General features: G+C 71.1%; 23 protein-coding genes. 11 read left to right on the forward strand and 12 right to left on the reverse strand.

What is annotated here, in order from left to right; genetic code table 11:
- Positions 1-129: methionine adenosyltransferase domain-containing protein (locus AB0D34_RS15410; protein ID WP_362662340.1), on the forward strand; the 129-nt coding region annotated here is incomplete at its 5' end.
- A 1-nt stretch (position 130) separates the two neighbouring features.
- Complete coding sequence (locus AB0D34_RS15415) at positions 131-1,099, forward strand: carbohydrate kinase family protein (protein WP_362661666.1); 969 nt, start codon at positions 131-133, stop codon at positions 1,097-1,099.
- A 295-nt stretch (positions 1,100-1,394) separates the two neighbouring features.
- On the opposite strand, the gene AB0D34_RS15420 is transcribed toward AB0D34_RS15415, so the two are convergent.
- Positions 1,395-1,739 (reverse strand): MazG-like family protein, encoded by a 345-nt coding sequence (locus AB0D34_RS15420; RefSeq protein WP_362661668.1) that lies wholly within the window; start codon positions 1,737-1,739, stop codon positions 1,395-1,397.
- Between the two features lie 45 nt (positions 1,740-1,784).
- The gene (locus tag AB0D34_RS15425; protein WP_362661670.1) at positions 1,785-2,360 is read right to left on the reverse strand and encodes a DoxX family membrane protein; all 576 of its coding nucleotides are present in this window, start codon (positions 2,358-2,360) and stop codon (positions 1,785-1,787) included.
- A gap of 132 nt (positions 2,361-2,492) precedes the next feature.
- Here AB0D34_RS15425 and AB0D34_RS15430 point away from each other — a divergent pair, with 132 nt between their 5' ends.
- Both AB0D34_RS15430 and AB0D34_RS15435 read left to right on the forward strand, forming a co-directional pair.
- A complete protein-coding gene (locus AB0D34_RS15430) occupies positions 2,493-2,819 on the forward strand; it encodes a nuclear transport factor 2 family protein (RefSeq protein WP_362661672.1) in 327 nt (108 codons plus the stop codon).
- Between the two features lie 56 nt (positions 2,820-2,875).
- Entirely contained in the window at positions 2,876-3,856 is a 981-nt protein-coding gene (locus tag AB0D34_RS15435) for an aldo/keto reductase (protein WP_362661674.1), read from the forward strand.
- 419 nt (positions 3,857-4,275) lie between these two features.
- On the opposite strand, the gene AB0D34_RS15440 is transcribed toward AB0D34_RS15435, so the two are convergent.
- The gene (locus tag AB0D34_RS15440) at positions 4,276-5,040 is read right to left on the reverse strand and encodes an SDR family oxidoreductase (protein WP_362661675.1); all 765 of its coding nucleotides are present in this window, start codon (positions 5,038-5,040) and stop codon (positions 4,276-4,278) included.
- A gap of 135 nt (positions 5,041-5,175) precedes the next feature.
- On the opposite strand from AB0D34_RS15440, the gene AB0D34_RS15445 reads away from it, so the two are divergent.
- Positions 5,176-6,816 (forward strand): alkaline phosphatase D family protein, encoded by a 1,641-nt coding sequence (locus AB0D34_RS15445; protein ID WP_362661677.1) that lies wholly within the window; start codon positions 5,176-5,178, stop codon positions 6,814-6,816.
- On the opposite strand, the gene AB0D34_RS15450 is transcribed toward AB0D34_RS15445, so the two are convergent.
- Positions 6,803-7,825, reverse strand: a complete 1,023-nt coding sequence (locus AB0D34_RS15450) for a Gfo/Idh/MocA family oxidoreductase (RefSeq protein ID WP_362661678.1) — start codon at positions 7,823-7,825, stop codon at positions 6,803-6,805. The genes AB0D34_RS15445 and AB0D34_RS15450 overlap by 14 nt on opposite strands.
- Positions 7,826-7,912: 87 nt before the next feature.
- Between AB0D34_RS15450 and AB0D34_RS15455 the strand changes: the two genes are divergently transcribed.
- From AB0D34_RS15455 to AB0D34_RS15475, 5 genes are all read left to right on the forward strand, one after another.
- A complete protein-coding gene (locus AB0D34_RS15455; protein ID WP_362661680.1) occupies positions 7,913-9,217 on the forward strand; it encodes a multidrug effflux MFS transporter in 1,305 nt (434 codons plus the stop codon).
- Positions 9,169-10,344 (forward strand): serine hydrolase domain-containing protein, encoded by a 1,176-nt coding sequence (locus AB0D34_RS15460; protein ID WP_362661682.1) that lies wholly within the window; start codon positions 9,169-9,171, stop codon positions 10,342-10,344. Before AB0D34_RS15455 ends, AB0D34_RS15460 begins: the two co-directional genes overlap by 49 nt.
- Before the next feature lie 404 nt (positions 10,345-10,748).
- The gene (locus tag AB0D34_RS15465; RefSeq protein WP_362661684.1) at positions 10,749-11,735 is read left to right on the forward strand and encodes a small ribosomal subunit Rsm22 family protein; all 987 of its coding nucleotides are present in this window, start codon (positions 10,749-10,751) and stop codon (positions 11,733-11,735) included.
- A gap of 70 nt (positions 11,736-11,805) precedes the next feature.
- The gene (locus AB0D34_RS15470; RefSeq protein ID WP_362661686.1) at positions 11,806-12,423 is read left to right on the forward strand and encodes a TetR/AcrR family transcriptional regulator; all 618 of its coding nucleotides are present in this window, start codon (positions 11,806-11,808) and stop codon (positions 12,421-12,423) included.
- A 107-nt stretch (positions 12,424-12,530) separates the two neighbouring features.
- Positions 12,531-13,268 (forward strand): bifunctional DNA primase/polymerase, encoded by a 738-nt coding sequence (locus tag AB0D34_RS15475; protein ID WP_362661688.1) that lies wholly within the window; start codon positions 12,531-12,533, stop codon positions 13,266-13,268.
- Between the two features lie 26 nt (positions 13,269-13,294).
- On the opposite strand, the gene AB0D34_RS15480 is transcribed toward AB0D34_RS15475, so the two are convergent.
- The 6 genes from AB0D34_RS15480 to AB0D34_RS15505 all read right to left on the reverse strand — a co-directional run bounded on the left by AB0D34_RS15480 (position 13,295) and on the right by AB0D34_RS15505 (position 19,724).
- Positions 13,295-14,293, reverse strand: coding sequence for a hypothetical protein (locus AB0D34_RS15480; protein WP_362661690.1), 999 nt, complete (start codon positions 14,291-14,293; stop codon positions 13,295-13,297).
- Positions 14,253-15,125 (reverse strand): iron uptake transporter permease EfeU, encoded by an 873-nt coding sequence (gene efeU, locus AB0D34_RS15485; protein ID WP_362661692.1) that lies wholly within the window; start codon positions 15,123-15,125, stop codon positions 14,253-14,255. The genes AB0D34_RS15480 and efeU overlap by 41 nt, the downstream gene beginning before the upstream one ends.
- Before the next feature lie 3 nt (positions 15,126-15,128).
- A complete protein-coding gene (efeB, locus tag AB0D34_RS15490; RefSeq protein WP_362661694.1) occupies positions 15,129-16,376 on the reverse strand; it encodes an iron uptake transporter deferrochelatase/peroxidase subunit in 1,248 nt (415 codons plus the stop codon).
- A gap of 10 nt (positions 16,377-16,386) precedes the next feature.
- Complete coding sequence (efeO, locus tag AB0D34_RS15495; RefSeq protein WP_362661696.1) at positions 16,387-17,532, reverse strand: iron uptake system protein EfeO; 1,146 nt, start codon at positions 17,530-17,532, stop codon at positions 16,387-16,389.
- Between the two features lie 94 nt (positions 17,533-17,626).
- On the reverse strand, positions 17,627-18,448 hold the full coding sequence (locus AB0D34_RS15500) for a heme ABC transporter ATP-binding protein (RefSeq protein WP_362661698.1): 822 nt from the start codon (positions 18,446-18,448) through the stop codon (positions 17,627-17,629).
- Between the two features lie 241 nt (positions 18,449-18,689).
- Complete coding sequence (locus AB0D34_RS15505) at positions 18,690-19,724, reverse strand: iron ABC transporter permease (RefSeq protein WP_362661700.1); 1,035 nt, start codon at positions 19,722-19,724, stop codon at positions 18,690-18,692.
- A 15-nt stretch (positions 19,725-19,739) separates the two neighbouring features.
- Between AB0D34_RS15505 and AB0D34_RS15510 the strand changes: the two genes are divergently transcribed.
- The gene (locus AB0D34_RS15510; RefSeq protein WP_362661702.1) at positions 19,740-20,396 is read left to right on the forward strand and encodes a PhzF family phenazine biosynthesis protein; all 657 of its coding nucleotides are present in this window, start codon (positions 19,740-19,742) and stop codon (positions 20,394-20,396) included.
- On the opposite strand, the gene AB0D34_RS15515 is transcribed toward AB0D34_RS15510, so the two are convergent.
- Positions 20,393-21,040, reverse strand: coding sequence for a biliverdin-producing heme oxygenase (locus AB0D34_RS15515; protein ID WP_362661704.1), 648 nt, complete (start codon positions 21,038-21,040; stop codon positions 20,393-20,395). The genes AB0D34_RS15510 and AB0D34_RS15515 overlap by 4 nt on opposite strands.
- 128 nt (positions 21,041-21,168) lie before the next feature.
- On the reverse strand, positions 21,169-22,026 hold the full coding sequence (map, locus tag AB0D34_RS15520; protein WP_362661706.1) for a type I methionyl aminopeptidase: 858 nt from the start codon (positions 22,024-22,026) through the stop codon (positions 21,169-21,171).
- Positions 22,027-22,056: the final 30 nt, after the last annotated feature.

The raw sequence follows: 22,056 nt of genomic DNA on the forward strand, positions 1-22,056 counted from the left end.
GACCTCGACCTGCTGCGCCCGATCTACTCCCTGACGGCGGCGTACGGTCACTTCGGCCGTGAGCTGCCCGAGTTCACGTGGGAGAAGACGGACCGAGTGGACGCGCTGCGCACGGCCGCGGGGCTCTGAGGTGCGCATCGCCGTCACGGGTTCCATCGCCACCGACCATGTGATGACGTTTCCCGGGCGCATCGCCGACCAACTGCTGGCCGACCACCTGGACCATGTCTCGTTGTCGTTCCTGGTCGACGGACTGGAGATCCGGGACGGCGGTGTGGCCGCCAACATCGCCTACGGGCTGGCCGGACTCGGACACCGGCCCCTGCTCGTGGGAGCGGCCGGCGCGGACTTCCGCGACCACGGGGCCCGGCTCTCGGGCCGCGGCGTGGACATCTCCGGTGTGCGCCTCTCCGCCACCCGCCCCACCGCCCGCTTCCTGTGCACGACCGACCCGCACGGCAACCAGGTCGCCTCCTTCCACCCCGGCGCGATGGCCGAGGCCTCCGACATCGACCTCGCGGAGGTCGTCCGGCGCTGTGGCGGCGCCGACCTGGTACTCGTCGGCGCCGACCACCCGTCGGCGATGCTCCGGCACACGAGGGCCTGTCGCGACGGGCACATCCCCTTCGTCGCCGACCCCTCCCGGCAGGTGGCCCGGTTCGACGGTGCTGACCTCGGTGGACTCGTCGACGGCGCCGCCTGCTTGTTCACCGATGAACACCAACGCGGTCTCCTGCTCGCCAGGACCGGCTGGACCGAGACCGAGGTGCTGCGGCGCACCGACACCTGGGTGACCACCCTCGGGGAGAAGGGCTGCCGTATCGACCGGGCCGGTTGGCCGACCGTGCGTGTCCCGGCCGTGACGGCGCCCCGAGTGGTGGACGCCACCGGTGCGGGAGCCGCATTCCGGGCAGGCTACCTGGCCTCCCTGGCCGAGGGCCTGGACCCGGAGCGCTGCGCCCAACAGGGCGCGGCTCTGGCCGCGCTGGCCCTGTCAGCCGTGGGTACCCAGACGTATGACTTCGCCCCCGACGACCTGCCCGCCTTGCTCTCGGCGGCCTACGGCACGAGTGCGGTCGCCCCTGCCCGGCCGACCTGATCGCCGTCGGGAACCAGGTACGCCTCGCGGTGGGCGTGTTCAGTCGCTGATGTCCTGGGCGCCTGCCCGGAAGATGTTGCAGCGGTACCAGCCGCCGCGGAGCAGCCGGGACAGGGCGGCGGCGACGCACCACACCATGTCGGGCCTCGGGTGACGAGCAGCCCGACCAGGCCTGCCTCGACCGCTGCTCCGGCCGCCCTCGTCATACGGGCCTCGTGTTCCGGCTCGCTGAACTCGGTGGCGTCCACCGGTCTCCTCGGACGGGGCCGTCGTCCGGTTCATCGTCCGAGGGGGATCAGGCCGCCTCGGGGCCGAGTGAACGCTCCGTCACCCTGGTCAGATGGCGGTGGAAGACCTCCCTGGTGTCCGGTGTCAGCGTGCGCAGCGCCACCAGCGCCGTGATCACCACGTCGCACAGCTCGCCCTGTACGTCCTCCCAGGTGTGGCTGACGCCCTTGCGGGGGTTCTGGCCGGTTGCCCCGATCACGGCCTCGGAGACCTCACCGACCTCCTCGGAGAGCTTCAGCATCCGCAGCAGCAAGCCCTCGCGGCCGCTGACCGGCTGGTCCGCCTCCAGCCAGGCCCACAGGGCGTCGACGGACTTCCACAGGTCCTCGGGCGGCGTGCCGTGATCACTCATGCGGAGCAGCTTGCCACGGGCCGCCAGGCCCTCTCCGTGAGACCTCTACTCCCCGAACAACGCCTCCTGCTCCTCGAACAGCGCCGTCTGCGTGTCATCGTCGCCGCCCTCCTTCTCCCGCAGCCGTCGCCCGCGTGCCCCGACGACCGCCGCCGTCGCCAGGCCCGTCACCGCCAACGCCACCGGCACCATCCACCCCCGGTTCACCGTGTGGCCCAGCGCGTGGTCAAGGGAGAGCCGGCCTGGGCCCGTCACCGCGAGGCCCGCCGCCGTCAGGCCCAGCGTGGCCGCGTACTCGTAGCCGCCCCCCTGGTTGAAGAAGCCGTTGGGCGCGTGCACCGCGGACGCGCCCGCCATCGCCCCGGCCGCCGCCGCACCCGCCGCCGGGGTCGCGAGGCCCAGCGCCAGCAGCGTGCCGCCGCCCGCCTCGGCCAGCCCCGCCGCCGTGGCGCTCGCCCGGCCCGGCGCGTACCCGACGGACTCCATGAACTGGCCGGTCCCCTCGATGCCGCCCCCGCCGAACCAGCCGAGCAGCTTCTGCGCGCCATGGGCGGCCAGCACACCCCCGGTTCCCAGCCGGAGCAGCAGCAGACCCAGATCGCGTCGGTCGTAAGCGGTCACGATGACTCCCAGAACGAGAAGTGGAACGAGACCCCCCTCGCGTTTCCACCGTCGCACCGCTCACACCCGTTCGGGAGACCCGAGCCGCCGTTCGGGTGGCGGCCCTGCGGGCGCGGTGTGAGTCTGACTGGCATGACGATTCAGACCGCCAGACTCAGCGACCCGGCCGTCCGCGCCTTCGTCACCGCCGTCAACGCCCACGACCGGGACGCCTTCCTGGCCCTGCTCGCGCCCGGCGCGACCATGGCGGACGACGGCAGCGACCGTGACCTCGACGACTGGATCGACCGGGAGATCTTCTCCTCCCACGGCCATATGAACGTCGACAACGAGTCCCGGGGCGGCCGTGACCTCATCGCCCGCTACCGCAACGACACCTGGGGCGAGATGCGCACCAAGTGGCACTTCGAGGTCGGGGACGACGGCCGGATCTCCCGCTTCGAGACCAGCCAGGCGTAGAGATCCCGTACGACCCCTTGCCTTCGTGTGCGCTCCAACTCCTAGCGTTCTCAGGCATGGAGATCACACGCACTCTCGGCCGTTCCGGTATCGAGGTCAGCGCGCTCGGGTTCGGCTGCTGGGCGATCGGCGGGGAATGGCAGGACGCCGACGGACAGCCCCTCGGCTGGGGCAAGGTCGACGACGAGGAGTCCGTACGGGCGGTCCGGCGCGCCCTCGACCTGGGCATCACCTTCTTCGACACGGCGGACACCTACGGCGCCGGGCACAGCGAGCGGGTGCTGGGGCGGGCGCTGGGCAAGCGACGGGACGACGTCGTGCTCGCCACCAAGTGGGGCAACGTCTTCGACGAGGAGACCCGCACCCGCACCGGCGTCGACGACACCCCGGCCCACGCCCGCCGCGCCCTCACGGCGTCCCTCGACCGGCTCGGCACCGACCACATCGACCTGTACCAGCTTCACCTGAGCGACCTCGACCCGGAGCGAGCCGCCGAACTCCGGGACCTGTGCGAGGAGTTCGTCCGCGAAGGGCTCATCCGCGCCTACGCCTGGAGCACCGACGACCCGACCCGCGCCGAGGTGTTCGCGCAGGGGGAGCACTGTGCGGCCGTACAGCATGCGCTCAACGTGTTGCAGGACGCGCCCGAAATGCTCTCCCTGTGCGAGGAGTTGAGCCTGGCCAGCATCAACCGCAGCCCGCTCGCGATGGGGTTGCTGGCCGGTAAGCGCCAAGGGGCGCAGGACGCCGGTGACATCCGCAGCAAGCCCCCGGCCTGGCTGCAGGGCTTCGGAGACGGCACGACGGCCGACCCGGAGTGGCTGGCGAGGATCGACGCGCTCAAGGAGATCCTGACGAGCAACGGCCGTACGCTCGCGCAGGGCGCGTTGGCCTGGCTCTGGGCCCGCAGTCCGCAGACCATTCCGATCCCGGGCTTCCGTTCAGTGGCTCAGGCAGAGCAGAACGCGGCAGCGATGGAAAAGGGAGCGCTCACCGCCGATCAGCTGACCGAGGTCAACCGCATTCTCGAACGGTGAGCGGAAACTCCTAGGAGCCCTGAGCGACGGACTGCTCGGTCAACGTGATCTGCCCCGCCTTGACAGTGGCAAGCCGCGGCGCTCGCTGTGGGCGCGCCCTCAAGGTAGGGACGAAGGATTGCGGGGCCGTGAGGAAGGGATGTGCGCCGGCTGGGAAGGGATGTGCGAGCTGAGAATGTGCGCGGCGGCCGTCCACGGGCCGGTGCGTACCTCGCGGTCCCACGCGAGATCCACCCCCACCCGGCCCGTGGACGGCCGCCGCGCTCCCCCCTCGGGCAAGGTCGACGGAACGCCACCCCCCAAGTGTGAAGCTCTTGTGGAGAGCGCGTGATGAGCATAAGCCGCCAATCGGCCGCGGTGGGGTGGAAGAGCGTATTCCGCTTGTGGAAATCGGCTGCTCGGCCACGCCTCGCAGGCGCTCAGCCGCGCCCCACATACGGCATCGCGGTCGCCAGCACGGTCGCGAACTGCACGTTCGCCTCCAGCGGCAGCTCCGCCATGTGCCGCACCGTGCGCGCCACGTCGGCCACGTCCATCACAGGTTCCGGCGTGACCTCCCCGTTGGCCTGCAAGGCTCCGGCCCCCATGCTCGCCGTCATGTCGGTCGCCGCGTTCCCGATGTCGATCTGCCCCACCGCGATCCCGTACGGCCGCCCGTCCAGCGACAGCGACTTGGTGAGGCCGGTGAGGGCGTGCTTGGTCGCGGTGTAGGCGACGGAGTGCGGCCGGGGCGCGTGCGCCGAGATCGAGCCGTTGTTGATGATCCGCCCGCCCTGCGGATCCTGCTCCTTCATCCGCCGGTACGCCGCCTGCGCGCACAGGAACGCCCCGTTGAGGTTGGTGTCCACCACATGCCGCCACGCCTCGTACGGCAGCTCCTCCACCGGCACCCCGCCGGGACCGAACGTCCCCGCGTTGTTGAACAGCAGGTCCACCCGCCCGAACCGCTCCACGGTGGTTTCGAACAGGGCGGTCACGTCGTCCGGTTGGGAGACGTCCGTGCGTACGGCCACGCAGGCGCCCCCGGGCGCGAGCGCCGCCGTCTCCTCCAGTGTCCCGGCCCGCCGCCCCGCGAGCGCCACCGACCAGCCCGCGCCCAGCAGTTCCACCGCGACCGCACGTCCGATCCCGGAGCCCGCGCCGGTCACCACCGCGACCTTGTTCGTAGTTTGCCTGTCATCCATGGGGCCGCAGCGTAGGCGAGCGGCCGCCACCTGGAACTCATCCGTCCGACACCTGACTGTTGTGTACGCGCCAATCAGGAGTAGTCCTGGACCACTCCAATTGGTCTCTGCATCCATCAGTCAGGGGAGGACCGGATGACACACGACCCCCGCAGGTCACAGCACACCCCAGAACTCCGCGCCGCCGCACGCCACTTACCCCGCCGCCGCTTCCTGACCGTCACCGGGGCGGCAGCCGCCCTCGCCTTCTCCGTGAACCTGCCCGCCGCCGGCACGGCGAGCGCCGCCGAACTCGACGCCACGAAGATCACCGAGAACCCCTTCACCCTCGGCATCGCCTCCGGCGATCCGCAGCCCGACTCGGTGCTCCTGTGGACCCGCCTCGCCCCGGTCCCCTTCCAGTCGGACGGCGGCCTCCCGGCCGAACGCGTCCTGGTCCACTGGGAGTTGGCGCACGACGAGAGGTTCCGCCGGATCGCCAGACGCGGCACGGCCGTCGCGCACCCCGAGTTCCACCACACCGTGCACGCCGAGGTCGGGCACCTCGACGCCGACCGCTTCTTCTACTACCGCTTCCGGGTGGGCAGGTGGATCAGCCCCACCGGCCGCACCCGCACCGCACCGGCCCCCGGCAGCCGCGCCGCCGCCCTCACCTTCGCCGCGGTCTCCTGCCAGGCGTACACCGACGGCTACTTCACCCCGTACGGCCATCTCGCCGCCGAGGACGTCGACGTGGTCTTCCACCTCGGGGACTACCTGTACGAGTACGCGGTCAACTCGGTGGGCGGATACCGCAACTACACCGACCGCACCCTCCCGGCGGTCTTCAACCGCGAGACGGTCACCCTGGAGGACTACCGTCTGCGCTACGCCCTCTACAAGTCCGACCCGGACCTGATGGCCGCGCACGCCGCACACCCCTTCGTGGTCACCTGGGACGACCACGAGACCGAGAACAACTACGCCGACGACATCCCCGAGAACGACGTGCCGCCCGAGGAGTTCCTGCTCCGTCGCGCCGCCGCCTACCGCGCCTACTGGGAGAACCAGCCGCTGCGCCGCCCGCAGCGGCCCGCGGGCCCGGACATGCGGCTGTACCGGCGCCTGCACTGGGGCCGGCTCGCCCAGTTCGACGTCCTCGACACCCGCCAGTACCGCTCCGACCAGGCCTACGGCGACGGCCTCGACCTACCGGGCCCCGAGATCGACGACCCGGCACGCACCATGACCGGCGAGACCCAGGAGCGGTGGCTGCTCGACGGCTGGCGCGCGTCACGGGCCCTGTGGAACGTCGTACCGCAGCAGGTGAACTTCTCGCAGCGCAAGCTCGACCTCACGGACCCGGCCCGGCTGTCGATGGACGCCTGGGACGGCTACCGGGCCTCCCGGCGCCGGATCCTCGACGGGGCCGAGGCGGCCGGCATCGACAACCTGATGGTCCTCACCGGTGACGTGCACGTCGCGTACGCCTACGACATCAAGGACGACTTCGACGACCCGGCCTCCCGCACCCTGGGCACGGAGATCGTCGGATCGTCGATCTCCAGCGGCCGGGACGGCGCCGACAAGCCCTCGACCTGGGACACGTACACCCGGGCCAACCCGCACATGAAGTTCTACAACGGGCTGCGCGGCTACGTGACCGTCGAGCTGGGCCGCGAGCGGGCCCGGGCCGACTTCAGGAGCGTCCCGTACGTGACCAGGCCCGGGGCACCGATCGCCACGGCCGCGTCCTTCGTGACGGAGGTGGGCAACCAGGGGCTCACACCGGCGTGAGTTCCGTCTCGCCGATCTCGCCGGGATAGCGGACGCCCACGCGGTCACGGATCGCGTCGAGCGTCCGCATCACGGCGAGGGTGCCGTCCAGCGGCACCAGCGGGGACTCCTTCTCACCGGCCCGCAGGGCGCGCATCACCTCGCGGGCCTCGTGCTTGAGGCTGTTGCGGGGCCCGTCGGCCGGGTCGGCGACGAACTCCTCGGGGTCCCGGCCGTCCCGGTGCAGCACGAAGCGGTCCGGGTGGAAGAAGCCGTTCGGGATGTCGATCCGGCCCAGCGAACCGGTGACCGACGCGATCGTGGCGGTGCCGCCGGTCAGCGAGCAGTGCAGTGAGGCGAGCGCCCCGCTGTCCCAGGACAGCAGGGCGCCCGTCTGGAGGTCCACGCCCTCCTCGGACAGCACCGCCTTCGCCGTGACGTCGGAGGGCTCCCCGAGCAGCAGCTGCGCGAACGACACCGGGTACACCCCGAGGTCGAGCAGCGCGCCCCCGCCCTGCGCGGGGTCCCGCAGCCGGTGCGAGGGCGGGAAGGGCCCGGCGAGCCCGAAGTCGGCCTGCACGGTACGGACTTCACCTATCGCACCGTCGTCGACGAGGGCCTTCAGCCGCCGGATCAGCGGGTTGCAGTACATCCACATGGCCTCCATGAGGAAGCGGTCGTGGTCCTTCGCGAGCGTGGCGAGCTCCTCGGTCTCCCGCGCGTTGAGCGTGAACGCCTTCTCGCACAGCACGTTCCGCCCGGCGCTCAGACAGAGCCCCGCGGCCGTGCGATGCGCCGAGTGCGGGGTGGCCACGTACACGACATCGATGTCCGTGTCCTCGGCCAGGGCGCCCCACTCGCCGTACGCCCGCTCGATCCCGAACCGCTCCGCGAACGCCTTCGCCGAGGCCTCGGACCGCGAGGCGACCGCGACCACCTCCGCGTCCGGCAGATCCACCAGGTCGGCGGTGAAGGCGGCCGCGATCCCGCCCGTCGCCAGAATTCCCCAGCGCACACTCTGCTCCGTCATCCCGGCTCCACCCTCGCTCACATGACCGTCGCCACCCTGTACGAGCTGAGAGCATAGGTGGCGGATCATTCGGAGAGGGAGGGGCGCATGCCCGAGCAGGGGGGACCGACACCGCACGTGGAGCAGCAGGCGGCCGCACCGGGCCCGGAACCGGCCGCCGCCGCCGTGGCCGTGCGCCGTACCGGCCTGCTCGTCACGCTGCTCCTCGGCGGCCTCACCGCCACGCCACCGCTCGCGATGGACATGTACCTCCCCTCGCTGCCGGAGGTCACCGACGCCCTGCACGCGCCCGCCGCCACCGTCCAGCTCACCCTCACCGCCTGTCTGCTCGGCATGGCGCTCGGGCAACTGGTGGTCGGCCCGATGAGCGACCGCTGGGGCCGCAGGCGCCCGCTGCTCGCCGGTCTCGTCGTGTACGTCGTCGCCACCGCGCTGTGCGCCCTCGCGCCGACCGTGGAGTCCCTGGTCGCCTTCCGGCTGCTGCAGGGACTCGCCGGCTCCGCGGGCATAGTGATCGCCCGGGCCGTGGTCCGGGACCTGTACGACGGTGTGGCGATGGCCCGCTTCTTCTCCACCCTCATGCTGATCGGCGGGGTCGCGCCGATCGTGGCGCCCCTGATCGGCGGGCAGATCCTGCGCGTGACGGACTGGCGGGGCGTGTTCGTGGTCCTGACGGTCATCGGAGCCCTGCTCGCCGCCCTGGTCTGGGCGCGACTGCCCGAGACCCTGCCCCCGTCCGAGCGGCACACGGGCGGGGTCGTCGACGCCCTGCACTCGATGCGCCGCCTCCTCGCCGACCTGCCCTTCACCGGCTACATGCTCACCGGCGGCTTCGCCTTCGCCGCGCTGTTCGCCTACATCTCGGCGTCCCCGTTCGTGATCCAGGAGATCTACGGCGCCTCTCCGCAGACGTTCAGCCTGCTGTTCGGCGTGAACTCGGTCGGGCTCGTCATCGTCGGCCAGATCAACGGCAAGGTCCTGGTGGGACGGGTCGGCCTGGACCGGGTGCTGGGCGTGGGCCTGCTGATCGTGACGGCGGCGGCCACGGCCCTGCTGCTGATGTCGACGGGTGTCTTCGGCGAGGTGGGACTGGTCCCCGTCGCGGCCGCCCTCTTCGTTCTGATGTCGGCCATGGGCGTCACCCTGCCCAACGCCCAGTCCCTCGCCCTTCTGCGCACCAGGCACTCCGCCGGCTCCGCGTCCGCCCTGCTCGGCACGTCCTCCTTCCTCGTCGGCGCGATCGCCTCCCCGCTGGTCGGGATGGGCGGCGAGGACACCGCCGTCCCGATGGCGGTCGTACAACTGGCGGCGGCACTGGTAGCGCTTGCGTGTTTCATGGCAATGTGCCGTCCTTGGAACAGGCGTACGACTGGAGAGGGAGCAGAGAGCTGAGCGCACCGAGACTGCGCAGCGACACACCGGAGCGGGCCGGGCTCGACCCCGGGGAACTACGTCGACTCGTCCGGGAGTTCCATGCGCTCACCGCTGGCGAACACCCCTGGGCCGCGGGCGCCGCCCTGGCCGCCGGGCGCGGGCCGGTGATCGCCGTGGAGGAGGCGGCGGGCTGGGCCGTCCGCTATTCGTCCTACGACCCCGATTCGGACGCGGGAGTGGAACTCGCCCCCGAGGCCCGTGTCCCGGTCCGCGCGGACACCCCCTTCGACCTGGCGTCCCTCACCAAGCTGTTCACGGCGGTGGCGGCGGTGCAGCAGATCGAGCGCGGCACGCTGGGCATCGACGCGAGAGTGGGGGCCTATCTGCCCGACTTCACGGCGGCCGTGACCCACGGCATCACCGTCCGCGAACTGCTCACCCACACCTCGGGACTGCGCCCCGAGCTCCCGCTGTACGACTGCGCCGACGACGAGGAACGTCTCAGCCGTCTGCGCGCCGAGCCGCCCATCGGGGTCCCCGGCACGTACACCTACTCCGACCTCAACCTGCTGCTCCTCCAGTTCGTCCTGGAACGCATCACCGGCCGCTCACTCGACGTCCTCGTCCACGAGGGCATCACGCGCCCCCTGGGCATGACGTCCACCCGCTTCGGCCCCTGCCCGGGAGCGGCGGCCACGGAGGACCAACGGCGGCCCTGGGCCAAGGTGGACCGGGGGATGCTGCGGGGCGTGGTGCACGACGAGAACGCCTGGTCGCTCGGCGGGGTCGCAGGTCACGCGGGCCTCTTCTCCACGGCCCGGGACCTGGCGATCTTCAGCCGCGCGCTGCTGGCGGGCGGCGCGTACGGCCCCGCCCGCATCCTCGGCCCCGACTTCGTCGAACTCCTGCTGACCCCGCCGGGCCTGGGCTTCGCCATCGACCAGAAGTGGTTCATGGGCGACCTCGCGGGCCGGGGAGCGGCGGGCCACACGGGCTTCACCGGCACCTCCCTGGTCCTGGACCCGGCAACGGACACCTTCGTGATCCTCCTGGCCAACACGGTGCACCCGAGAAGACGCCCGCCGGACAACAGGCCGAGGGCGGCGGTGGGGACGAGGGTGGCGCGGGCGGTGAGGGGAGCGTGAGTCTTTGCCCAGCCCGGCGCCCGAGGCCAAGCCTCACACCGTCTCAGCCCGTCCGGCGCCCGAGGCCAAGCCTCACACTGCCCGAACCCCCACCCACCCGCTGGGGGCTTGTGCCTTTGGACTGCGGTCCTTGTCTTTGAGCCCGTCCGGTGTCTGAGGCCGAGGCTTTCACCGTCCCGAGCCCCACCCACCCGCTGGGCTTCGCCTCTGGCCGCCGGTCCGTGCGTCTCAGCCCGTCCGGCGTTTGAGGACGAGGCCCCTTCAGGGCCGATGGGGGTCTGGGGGCGCAGCCCCCAGGAACGGGGTCGAAGGGGCAGCGCCCCTGGGGATGGGACGGGTAGGGGCGGCGGGGGCGAGGAAACCACGAGGCCCACCCCCGCACCGACCGCCCATAGAATCTCCGCGTGACAGCCCCCGCACCCCCGGCCGAAACCCTCCGCACCACCCTCGCAAAACTCCTCGCCGGCCTCCCCCCGAAGCAGGCGTCCCAAGCGGTGGACCGCCTGATCGCCAACTACCGCGGAACCACCCCCACCGACACCCCCATCCTCCGCGACCGCGCGGACGTCGCGGCCTACGCCGCCTACCGCATGCCCGCCACCTTCGAGGCGGTCCACGCCGCCCTGGAAGCCCTCGCGGAGGCCACCCCGGACTGGACCCCCACCAGCCACACCGACATCGGCGGCGGCACCGGCGCGGCGACCTGGGCCGTCACCGCCACCTGGCCCGGCGACCGCCCGGTCACCGTGCTCGACTGGTCCGAACCGGCGCTCGCTCTCGGCCGTGAGATCGCCACCGCCAACCCGGCCCTGAGGGACGCCGACTGGCGGCGCGCCAGGATCGGCGAGGACCTCACCCTGCCCGCCGCCGCGGACCTGGTCACCGTCTCGTACGTCCTCAACGAGCTCACCCCCGCCGACCGCACCGCCCTCGTGGACACGGCGTCGGCGTCGGCGCAGACGGTCGTGATCGTCGAGGCGGGGACCCCCGCCGGGTACGCCCGCGTGTTGGAGGCCCGCGACCGCCTGATCGCCGCCGGGTTCCGTGTCGCCGCGCCCTGCCCCCACAGCGCCGCCTGTCCGATCGCGCCCGGCGAGGACTGGTGCCACTTCTCGGCGAGGGTGAGCCGCTCGTCCCTCCACCGTCAGGTCAAGGGCGGCTCGCTGCCGTACGAGGACGAGAAGTTCAGTTACGTGGCGGCGACGCGGCTCCCGGCCACCCCGGCCCCCGCCCGGGTGATCCGGCGCCCCCAGATCCGCAAGGGCCAGGTCCTCCTCGACCTGTGCGAGCCCGACGAACAGCTCACCCGCCGCACGGTCACGAAACGCCACGGCGACCTGTACAAGGCGGCGAGGGACGCGACGTGGGGCGACCCCTGGCCCCTGTCGTGACTCCGGACTGGCTGACACCCGTACCGGCACACGAGACGCCCCGTCTCACCTCCCTGCTACCGTCCCCCCCATGGTCAAGCAGCCCGCCCCCGACACCACCCGCCGCAGCGAACGTTCCCGCCGCGCCATCTACGACGCCGCCCTCGACCTCGTCGCCGAGGTCGGGTACCCGAAGACCACGATCGAGGGGATCGCCGCCCGTGCCGGTGTCGGCAAGCAGACGATCTACCGGTGGTGGTCGTCGAAGGCGGAGGTGCTGATGGAGGCCTTCCTCGACCTGAGCGAGCAGGCGGCACGGGAGGCCGGTCCCGAGGAGTCGTACGCCATCCCGGACACCGGAGACCTCGCCGCCGACCTCAAGGCCGTACTGCGGCTCACCGTCGACCAGCTCAAGGACCCCCGTTTCGAGGCCCCGTCCCGCGCCCTGGCGGCCGAGGGCGTCGTCAACGAACAGGTCGGCCGGGCCTTCGTGACCAAACTCATGGAACCATCGCTCCAGCTGTACGTCGACCGGGTGCGCGCCGCCCAGGAGGCCGGCCAGGTGCGCCCCGAGATCGACCCGCGCATCGCACTCGAACTCTGGGTCTCCCCGCTCGCCCAGCGCTGGCTCCAGTACACCGGCCCGATCTCCTACGACTACACCGACACCCTCGTCGACTACGCCCTCCACGGCATCGCACCCCGCTGAGCCGCCCCCGAGCACGCCCGCCCAAATCCGCTCAGGGCCCCCCGGAGCGGAGGAAGGTGGGACCATAGGGCATGCTGTTCCGCACGACAGCGAGGCGAGGGTGGTATATGAGCGCGGAGTCGGGGGGCCGAACCGGCCTGCAGGGCAAACTCTCCCAGTGGCTGCGCGGACGCCGGCCGAATGAGGCCGCCGCCGGGGACGAAGGCGGTCGTGAGGCCCTGCTGCTGGCCGCCGCCGGGGCCGGGCTGCCGCTCGCGCCCGCCGCCCACCCCGCTCCCGGATACCGGTGCTCCTGCGACCGGGTCGGGTGTCCCACGCCCGCCCGTCACCCCGTGTCCTTCGCCTGGCAGACCCAGTCGACCACCGACCGCGCGCAGATCGAGCGCTGGGCCCGGCACCAGCCGCAGGCCAACTTCATCACCGCCACCGGCATGGTCCACGACGTCCTCGACGTCCCCCTGGAGGCCGGACGGGAGGCGCTGGAGCGGCTTCTCGGCTCCGGGATCGAGGTCGGACCCGTGGCCGAGAGCGACGACGGCCGACTGCTGTTCTTCACCCTCACCCGCGGCACCCCCGCGGACGAGGACGAGTGGTGGCCGTGCGAGCTGGACTGCCACCCCGAGACCGCGGACGAGCACCCCGGCCTGCGCTGGCACTGCCGGGGGTCGTACGTCCTCGTACCGCCCGCCCGCCTGCCCGGCGACCAGTCCGTGCACTGGGTACGCGGCCTCGAACACCCGCTGCCCGACCCGCTGAGCCTCCTGGAGGTCCTCACCGACGCCTGCGCCCGCTACGTCGGCGAGGAGCCGGACCACGCGAGCGCGGCCTGGCCCCTGCGCCGGTAGCGTTCGGGCGGTGGGGGCCCGGTCCCCTATGAGCCCTTCGCGGACGTCAGCCCCTGGATCCGTCCGAGCAAGGTGACCTGCTGGTCGCCCGAGCCCTTCGGCGGGTCGAGGGCCACCGAGTTCGAGACGATCTCCATCGTCAGGGACTGCTTGATCTCGCCGGTCGTCAACGCCTCTATGGCGTCGCTGGTGGGGATCGAGGTGCCCGGAGCGGCCGTCTGCTTCGTGTAGAGGTGCGTGGCGAAGAACACCAGCGCCCCGCCGTCCGTCGTCCGCAGGGCCAGCGGCGCGAAATCGCCGTTCGTCATCGGTTCGTCGATGTACTGGGTGACCAGACCCGGCCGCTTGCCGTCCTTCTCGCGCTGCGTGCGCCAGCTGCTGGTGTACGCGCCGTCGGCGAAGGTGTCGCCGCCGCTCTTGAGGTAGGTCGCGTACTCCTGGCCCACGTCGCCGGGCGGGACGGCCAGGTCGGCGGAGTTCACCGGCACGGCCTCGGCCCAGCCGTCCGCGTCCTTGGTGAACTGCGGCACCTTGCCCGGCGCCACCAGAGTCAGATACGCCACCTGGAACGGCTCGTCCAGGCCGTTGCGGGTGAACACCAGCAGCCAGCGCGCGGTACCGCCCTTGTTGCCGGCCGCGTCGGCGACGAACCAGCGCGGCCAGCCCGCCTTCTTCGGGATGGTGTACGTCACGTCCGACAGCTTCAGCGGTGTGTGCGTGGCGTTCCCGCTCGGGCTGTTGGCCTTGCCGGCCTTCAGCCGCGCCGCGTCGATCGCCCCGAGCGCCCCGGTGACATGGGTCGCGTCGAGTGAGCTGTCGTACGCCTTGTCGGCCGCGTTGTACGCGTTCGTGAACTGCTGGAGCGCCTTGGCGGCCTCCGCCTTGGTGGTCGCGGGAAGCACCTCCCGCTCCCCGTGCACCACCACGCATCCGCTCGCCGTCAACGACAAAGCGGTCACAGACGCTGCTATCAGTGCGCTCCGGTCAAGCCTGCGGAGCCTTCGAGGGCCGCGATCCCTGCTCATCAGGTGCCTTCACCTTCCCCTTCCCGGAGGCGAACCCTACCGGGGCGAGGAACAGCGCGAGCGTCGGGATCAAGTACAGCAGCCACACCGTGACCTGAAGCACCGTCGGGTCCGGTTGGAAGTTGAAGACGCCCTTGAGGAGCGTGCCGTACCAGCTGTCCGGCGGGATGGTGCCGCTGATGTCGAAGGCCTTGCTGTTCAGACCGGGCAGCCAGTCCGCCTCCTGGAGGTCGTGGAAGCCGTACGCCAGCACGCCCGCCGCCACGACGACCAGCATGCCGCCGGTCCAGGTGAAGAACTTGGCCAGGTTGATGCGCAGGGCGCCGCGGTAGAACAGCCATCCCAGGACGATCGCCGTCAGGATGCCCAGTGCCACCCCGACCAGCGGACGCGGGGTGCCGTCGCCGGCCGCGCGGACCGACGCCCACACGAACAGGGCGGTCTCCAGACCTTCACGGCCGACGGCCAGGAACGCGGTGGCGACCAGGGCGCCCGTGCCCATCTGGAGGGCCGCGTCCAGCTTTCCGTGCAGCTCGGACTTCAGGTGCCGGGCGGTGCGCCGCATCCAGAAGACCATCCACGTCACCAGGCCGACCGCGAGGATCGACAGGGAGCCGCCGAGCGCCTCCTGCGCCTCGAACGTCAGCTCCTGGGAACCGAATTCGAGCGCGCACCCGAAACCGAGGGCGAGCGCGACCGCGACGCCGATGCCGATCCAGATGGGCCTCAGGGCGTCCCTGCGCTCCGTCTTCACCAGGTAGGCGATGAGGATGCAGACGACCAGGCTGGCTTCCAGGCCCTCGCGCAGACCGATCAGGTAGTTGGAGAACACGGGTCAGGCCTCCTTGGAGAACAGCGTGCTGCCCCACCAGTCGTCCTTGTCGCGGACGCCGGGCGGGACGGCGAAGACCGCCGAACCCACATGCTGGATGTACTCGTTGAGCGCGTCGGTGGACAGATGGCGCTGGATCCGGATGAAGCCCTCGCGGACGTCCTTCTGGTACGCCAGGAAGAACAGGCCCGCCTCCAGGCGGCCCAGGCCGTCCGTGCCGTCGGTGAAGGAGTAGCCGCGGCGCAGGATCGTCGCCCCGCCGTTGGAGTCGGGGTGCGCGAGCCGCACGTGCGCGTCGGGCTTCATCGCCGGCAGGAACGGCTTGTCGCGCTCCTTGGCCTTGCCGACCGGGGCGCCCTCGCCCTTGTCCCGGCCGATGATGTCCTCCTGCTCCTGCAGGGAGGTGCGGTCCCAGGGCTCGATGTGCATACGGATGCGCCGGGCGACCAGATACGAGCCGCCGGCCATCCACTCCGAGTCCTTGCCGTCGGCCCACACGAACTTCTTCAGCCGGTCCGTTTCCGTGCCCGCGATGTTGCGGGTGCCGTCCTTGAAGCCCAGCAGGTTGCGCGGGGTCTGCGCGTCGGGCGTCGTGGAGGACGTCTTGCCGAAGCCGAGCTGCGACCACTTGATGACGACCTTGCCGAAGCCGATCCGGGCGAGGTTGCGGATCGCGTGCACGGCGACCTGCGGGTCGTCCGCGCAGGCCTGGACGCACAGGTCGCCGCCGCTGCGGTTCTTGTCGAGGTTGTCCCCGGCGAACTGGGGGAGGTCGACCAGCGCCTCGGGGCGATGCGCGGCCAGGTCGAACTTCCCGAAGAGGGAGGGGCCGAAGCCGATCGTCAGCGTCAGCCGCGACGGCTTGAGCCCGAGCGCCTCACCGGTGTCGTCCGGAGGCGCCTCGGCGAGACCGCCGTACGCCCCCTCGCCGACCGCCTTGCCCGCGGTCATCCGCCGGGCCGCGGCCGTCCAGTCCTTCAGCATCTGCACGAACTCGGCGCGGTCCTCCGTCGTCACCTCGAACGCGGCGAAATGCAGCCGGTCCTGCACGGGCGTGGCGATGCCCGCCTGGTGGGTGCCGTGGAAGGCGATCTCGGCGCCCGCGGCGGCGGCGGTCGGCTCCAGGTCGTCGCCGTCGCGGGTCATCGCGACCGTGCCACCGGCCGCGGCGGCACCGAGCGCGAGCCCGGCCCCGCCCCAGCCGATGAGCGTGCGGCGTGAGGGAGTCGACGCGTTGGGCGTGTCCGTCATGGCCCCTGCCTCAGGAGGACTTGGTGACAACGGCGGCGGCGAGCTTGGACAGCGGCTCCGCGAGCGCGTTCACCCCGTCCGACAGCTGCTTGCGATCGGCCTCGCCGACCTTGTCGTACGAGGTGAAGTCGTACGACGTCTTGTCGGTGCGGTACTTGTCGAGCAGCGTGTTCAGCGCCGCGAACTGCTTGTCGAGCTCGGTGACCAGGGCCGCGTCGTTCTCCTCGGCGACCGGCTTCAGCAGTTCGTACGACTTCTCGGCGCCCTCGACGTTGGCCTTGAAGTCGACGAGGTCGGTGTGCGAGTAGCGCTCCTCCTCGCCGGTGACCTTGCCGGTGGCGACCTCGTCGAGGAGCTCCTTGGCGCCGTTGGCCATGGAGGTCGGGGTGATGTCCGCCTTGCCGACCCGCTGCTGCCAGTCGGTGAGGTCGGTGATCAGCTGGTCGGCGAGGGTCTTGTCCTCGGCGGTGATCTTCTTGTCCTGCCAGAGGGACTTCTCCAGGCGGTGCCAGCCGGTCCACTTCTGCCCGTCCTCCAGACCGTCGGCCCGGACGTCGACCTTCGGGTCGATGTCGCCGAAGGACTCCGCGACCGGCTCGGTGCGCTCCCAGCCGATGCGAGAGGGGGCGTAGGCCTTCTTGGCGGCTTCGAGATCCCCGGCCTTGACGGCGGCGGCGAAGGTCTTCGCCAGCGGCAGGGTGGCGTCGGCCTGCTCCTGCGCGTACTTGCGGTACGCGGCGACGGCCGCATCCAGCCGCGGGTCCCGCTTGGCGACCGTCCCGCCGGTGGCCTTCACGGTCTGGCGGATGCCGTCGCCCTTCATGCCGGGCTTGCAGGCGATCGTGTAGGTGCCGGCCTTCACCTCGGCGGTGACCTTCTGCTTGGTGCCCGGGCCGATGTTCTCCCGCTCGGTGACGATCCGATCGTCCGGGAAGAGGACGTAGACCTCGGTGACCTTGGAACCCTTGTTCTCGATCGCCAGCTCGAGGTGGCCGGCCGGGAACTCCTTCTTGGAGACCTCGCACTTGCTGTCGGTGGCGGTCACGTCGATCACGCGGTCGCTGTCGCCGGAGCTTCCCTTCTCCGTACATCCCGTGACGGCGGTGAGGGCCGCCAAGGCGGTAACGGTGACGAGAGGCAGTCTGACGGCGCGCATGCGAGCTCCTGAGGGTTGGTGAGGCTCGCCTAACTTATCTGAGGCTTACCTGAAAATGGCTCAAAATAATCGTCAAGTAAAGGCCAAAGGAGCTTCAAAGGTTCCGCCTCGGAGTTACGAGGAGCGACCCGTTCCGGGGATGCGGAAGCACCTCGACGGGCTGGTCGTAGACCTCCGACAGCAGCCCTTCGTCGAACACCTCGGTCGGCGGTCCGTCGGCCGCGACACGACCGGCGCACAGGATCGCGACCCGGTGCGCGTAGGCGGCCGCGAGCCCCAGATCGTGCAACACCACGACCACCGCGTCACCGGCGTGCGCCCTTTCCCGGCACACCCGCAGCACCAGCTCCTGGTGCCTGAGATCGAGCGCGGCGGTCGGCTCGTCGAGCAGCAGCAGGGGCGCGCGCTGCGCCAGCACCCGGGCGAGCGCGACCCGGGCCCGCTCGCCCCCGCTCAGCGCGGAGAACGACCGCGCGGCGAACCGCGTCACCTCGGTGGCGGCCATGGCGTCGGCGACGGCACGGTCGTCTCCGCCGGGGTCCACGGTGGCCCAGGGCGCCCGCCCCATCCGTACGACTTCGTCGACGCTGAAGGGGAAGGAGAGCGCCGCCGCCTGCGGAAGCACGGCCCGCCGCAGAGCCAGCTCGGGAGCGGACCACTCCGTGGCGGGCCGACCGTGTATCCGTACGGCACCCTCGGCAGCGGTGAGATCCCCGGCGAGCGCCCCGAGCAGCGTGGACTTCCCGGCCCCGTTGGGCCCGACGAGCGCGAGCACCTCACCGGCGCGGGCCGCGATGTCGATCCCTCGGAGGACTTCCCGGGTGCCGAGCCGGATGTGGAGGGTGTGGGCTTCGGCGAGAACATCTCCCGGATCGGCTGGGGGAGGAGGGGTGGGACGGGGGCGGAGGAGTCTCATCGCGGGGTCCTTGAGGGAGAAGGGGAGGTGAGTGCTTTTAAGGGGCGCGGGGAACTGCGCGACCAGCCCCCACCGGGCTGCAGGCGACGTACGACCGACCAGCCCCCACCGGGCTGCAGGCGACGTACGACCGACCAGCCCCCACCGGGCTGCAGGCGACGTACGACCGACCAGCCCCCACCGGGCCGCAGGCGACGTACGACCGAACAGCCCCCTCCCACCCGCAGCCGACACTCGACCCTCACGCCCACCCCCCTTGCCGCCGCCGAGTCCTCCGCAGCAACCAGAAGAAGAACGGGCTGCCCAGCAGAGCCGTCAGCACACCGAGCGGCAACTCCGCCGGCGCCGCCACCCTCCGCGCAGCGAGATCCGCCGCGAGCAACACCACCGCCCCACCCAGCGCACTGCCCGGGATGAGGAACCGGTGCCCCGGCCCCGCCACCATCCGCAGCAGATGCGGAACGACCAGCCCCACGAACCCGATCACCCCCGACACACTCACCGCCGCCGCGGTCAGCAGCGCGACCACGAACAGCAACAGGATCCGCAGCCGCTCCACCTCCACCCCCAGATGCCGGGCGGGCCGATCGCCCAGCGCCAGCAGGTCCAGTCGGCGCGCGTACAGCGGCGACACCACCAGCCCGAGCACCGCACACGGCAACACCGCCAGCACCTTCGGCCACGTCGACTGCGCCAGCGACCCCAACTGCCAGAACATGATCTGGTTCACCGCGGCCGTGTCCGCGAGGAAGACGAACAGCCCGATCAGCGCCCCCGCGAACGCGTTCACCGCGATCCCCATGAGGATCAGCGTCACCACCTCCGTACGCCCGCCCGACCGGGACATCGCGTACACCAGCAACACCGTGCCGAGCCCGGCGACGAACGCCGTCGACGGCAGCGTCCACGTCCCGAAGAAGTCCAGCCCCAGCGAGATCGACGCGACCGCCCCCACCGCCGCCCCCGACGACACCCCGATCGTGCTCGGCTCGGCGAGCGGGTTCCCGAACACCCCCTGCATCAACGCCCCCGCACACCCCAGCGACGCCCCGATGAGCACCGCGAGCACGATCCGCGGGAACCGCACGTTCCACAGCACCGACTCGGCGACCCGCTCCAACTCCCCACCCCCGAGCCCGACCCGGTGCTGCACGGAGGCGAGCACATCACCGACGGGTACGGGGTACGCCCCGATCCCGGCGGCGACCGGCACCAGCACGACCAGCGCGACGATCAGGCCGGCCGTCAGCAGCACGGTCTTCTCCAGCAAGGTCATGCTTCAATTCCCAACGTGACTGACTACGACGTACTCCGCGTCTTCTGTGCACCGAACGGCGGGTACGGCAACGAACTCGGCGTCATCCGCGAGGGCTCCACGCTCCCGGACCCCGCCGACCGCCAGGCCCTCGCCGCCAAACTCGGCTTCAGCGAGACGGTGTTCGTGGACGATCCCGAGCGCGGAGTCATCGACATCTACACCCCCTCCGTACGGCTCGCGTTCGCCGGTTACCCCTGCGTCGGCGCCGCCTGGCTGCTCGACGTGCCCGAGCTCGTCACGCCCGCCGGTGTCGTGGGGGCCCGGCAGGACGGGGAGTTCTGCTGGATCGAGGCGCGGGCGGAGTGGCCGGCACCCCGCACGCTGCGGCAGTACGCCTCGGCCGCCGAGGTCGACGACCTGGCCGTACCGGAGCCGGGGGAGTGGATCTACGCGTGGGCCTGGGAGGACGAGGCCGGCGGACGGGTACGGGCACGCGGGTTCCCCGGGCGGGGGGACGGAGTGGAGGAGGACGAGGCCACCGGTGCCGCGGCGATCCAGCTGACCGCCCGGCTGGGCCGCGCCCTGAACATCACCCAGGGCGCGGGTTCACAGATCCTCACCGCACCGCAGCCCTACGGCTGGGTGGAGATCGGCGGCCGGGTCTACCTGGAACGCCAGCCCGAGCGTTAGGCGCTCAGCCGGAACTCGTCCCCGAGGGCCCTGAAGACCCCGGTGTTCAGGGCGAACGCCTTCTTGCACTCGGCGACGATCCGCTGCTTCTCCAGGTCGTCCGCGCGGACCGCGTCCAGCAGCTCCCGGTAACCCCGCTTGAACGCGGCGGGGTTGGAGATCTCCTCGAAGACGTAGAAGCGGACGCCGTCGCCCTTCTTCTCGAAGCCCCAGGTCTTCTCCGCCTTGTCACGGATGATCTGGCCGCCCGAGAGGTCGCCGAGGTAGCGCGTGTAGTGGTGGGCGATGTACCCGGCGGGCCAGGACTCCGCGCACTCGCGCACCCGGTCCGCGTACACCCGCGTCGCGGGCAGCGCTGAGACATGCGCACGCCACTCCGGGCCCCGCAGATGGGCCAGGTCCCGCTCCAGCGCCCGCAGCCGGAACAGCTCCGGCCGGATGAAGTCGCCCGCCACCGGGTCCGACGCCAGCTCCTCGGCTCCGGCCTCCAACGCCTCGTAGACGAACCACAGTTGCTCGGTGTAGCGCGCGTACGCGTCGACGCCGAGCCGGCCGCCGAGCAGGTCGCTCATGAACATCGAGGTCTCCGCCTCCACGTGCTGCTCGTGGGACGCGGTGCGGATGAGTGTCGAGAACGAGTCCATGGCTCAGATTTTCTATGGTTAGGCTTACCTAAGTCAATGCTTTTGCCGACGGCCTGTCGGTAAAATCGTACAGGAAAAGACCCGCCCCCTCAGGGGGACGGGTCCAGGTCTGTTACGGCAGCGGTCTGTTACGGCAGCGTGAGGATCTCCGCGCCCGTCTCCGTCACCACGAGCGTGTGCTCGAACTGGGCCGTCCGCTTGCGGTCCTTGGTGACGACCGTCCAGCCGTCGTCCCACATGTCGTACTCGTGCGTCCCGAGCGTCAGCATCGGCTCGATCGTGAAGGTCATGCCGGGCTGGATGACCGTCGTCGCGTGCGGGCTGTCGTAGTGCGGGATGATCAGGCCGCTGTGGAAGGAGGAGTTGATGCCGTGGCCCGTGAAGTCACGGACGACTCCGTAGCCGAAGCGCTTGGCGTACGACTCGATCACGCGGCCGATGATGTTGATCTGGCGGCCCGGCTTGACCGCCTTGATCGCGCGGGCCAGGGACTCCCGGGTCCGCTCGACCAGCAGCCGGCTCTCCTCGTCGACCTCGCCGACCAGGTACGTCGCGTTGTTGTCGCCGTGCACCCCGCCGATGTACGCCGTCACGTCGAGGTTGACGATGTCGCCGTCCTTCAGGACCGTGGAGTCCGGAATGCCGTGGCAGATCACCTCGTTGAGGCTGGTGCACAGGGACTTCGGGAAGCCGCGGTAGCCGAGCGTCGACGGGTAGGCGCCGTGGTCGCACATGTACTCGTGCGCCACCTTGTCCAGTTCATCGGTGGTCACCCCCGGCGCGATCAGCTTCGCGGCCTCCTCCATCGCCCGGGCCGCGATGCGACCGGCGATCCGCATCGCCTCGACGGTCTCCGGAGTCTGCACCTCCGGGCCCGTGTACGGCGTCGGCGCGGGCTTTCCGACGTACTCGGGGCGCCGGATGTTTCCGGGCACGGAACGGGTGGGGGACAGTTCCCCGGGCACGAGCAGCGACTGGCCAGACATGCCGACGAGTCTATCCAGCGGCGATGGGGG

Source organism: Streptomyces sp. NPDC048420, from assembly GCF_040651535.1.
GTDB lineage: Bacteria > Actinomycetota > Actinomycetes > Streptomycetales > Streptomycetaceae > Streptomyces.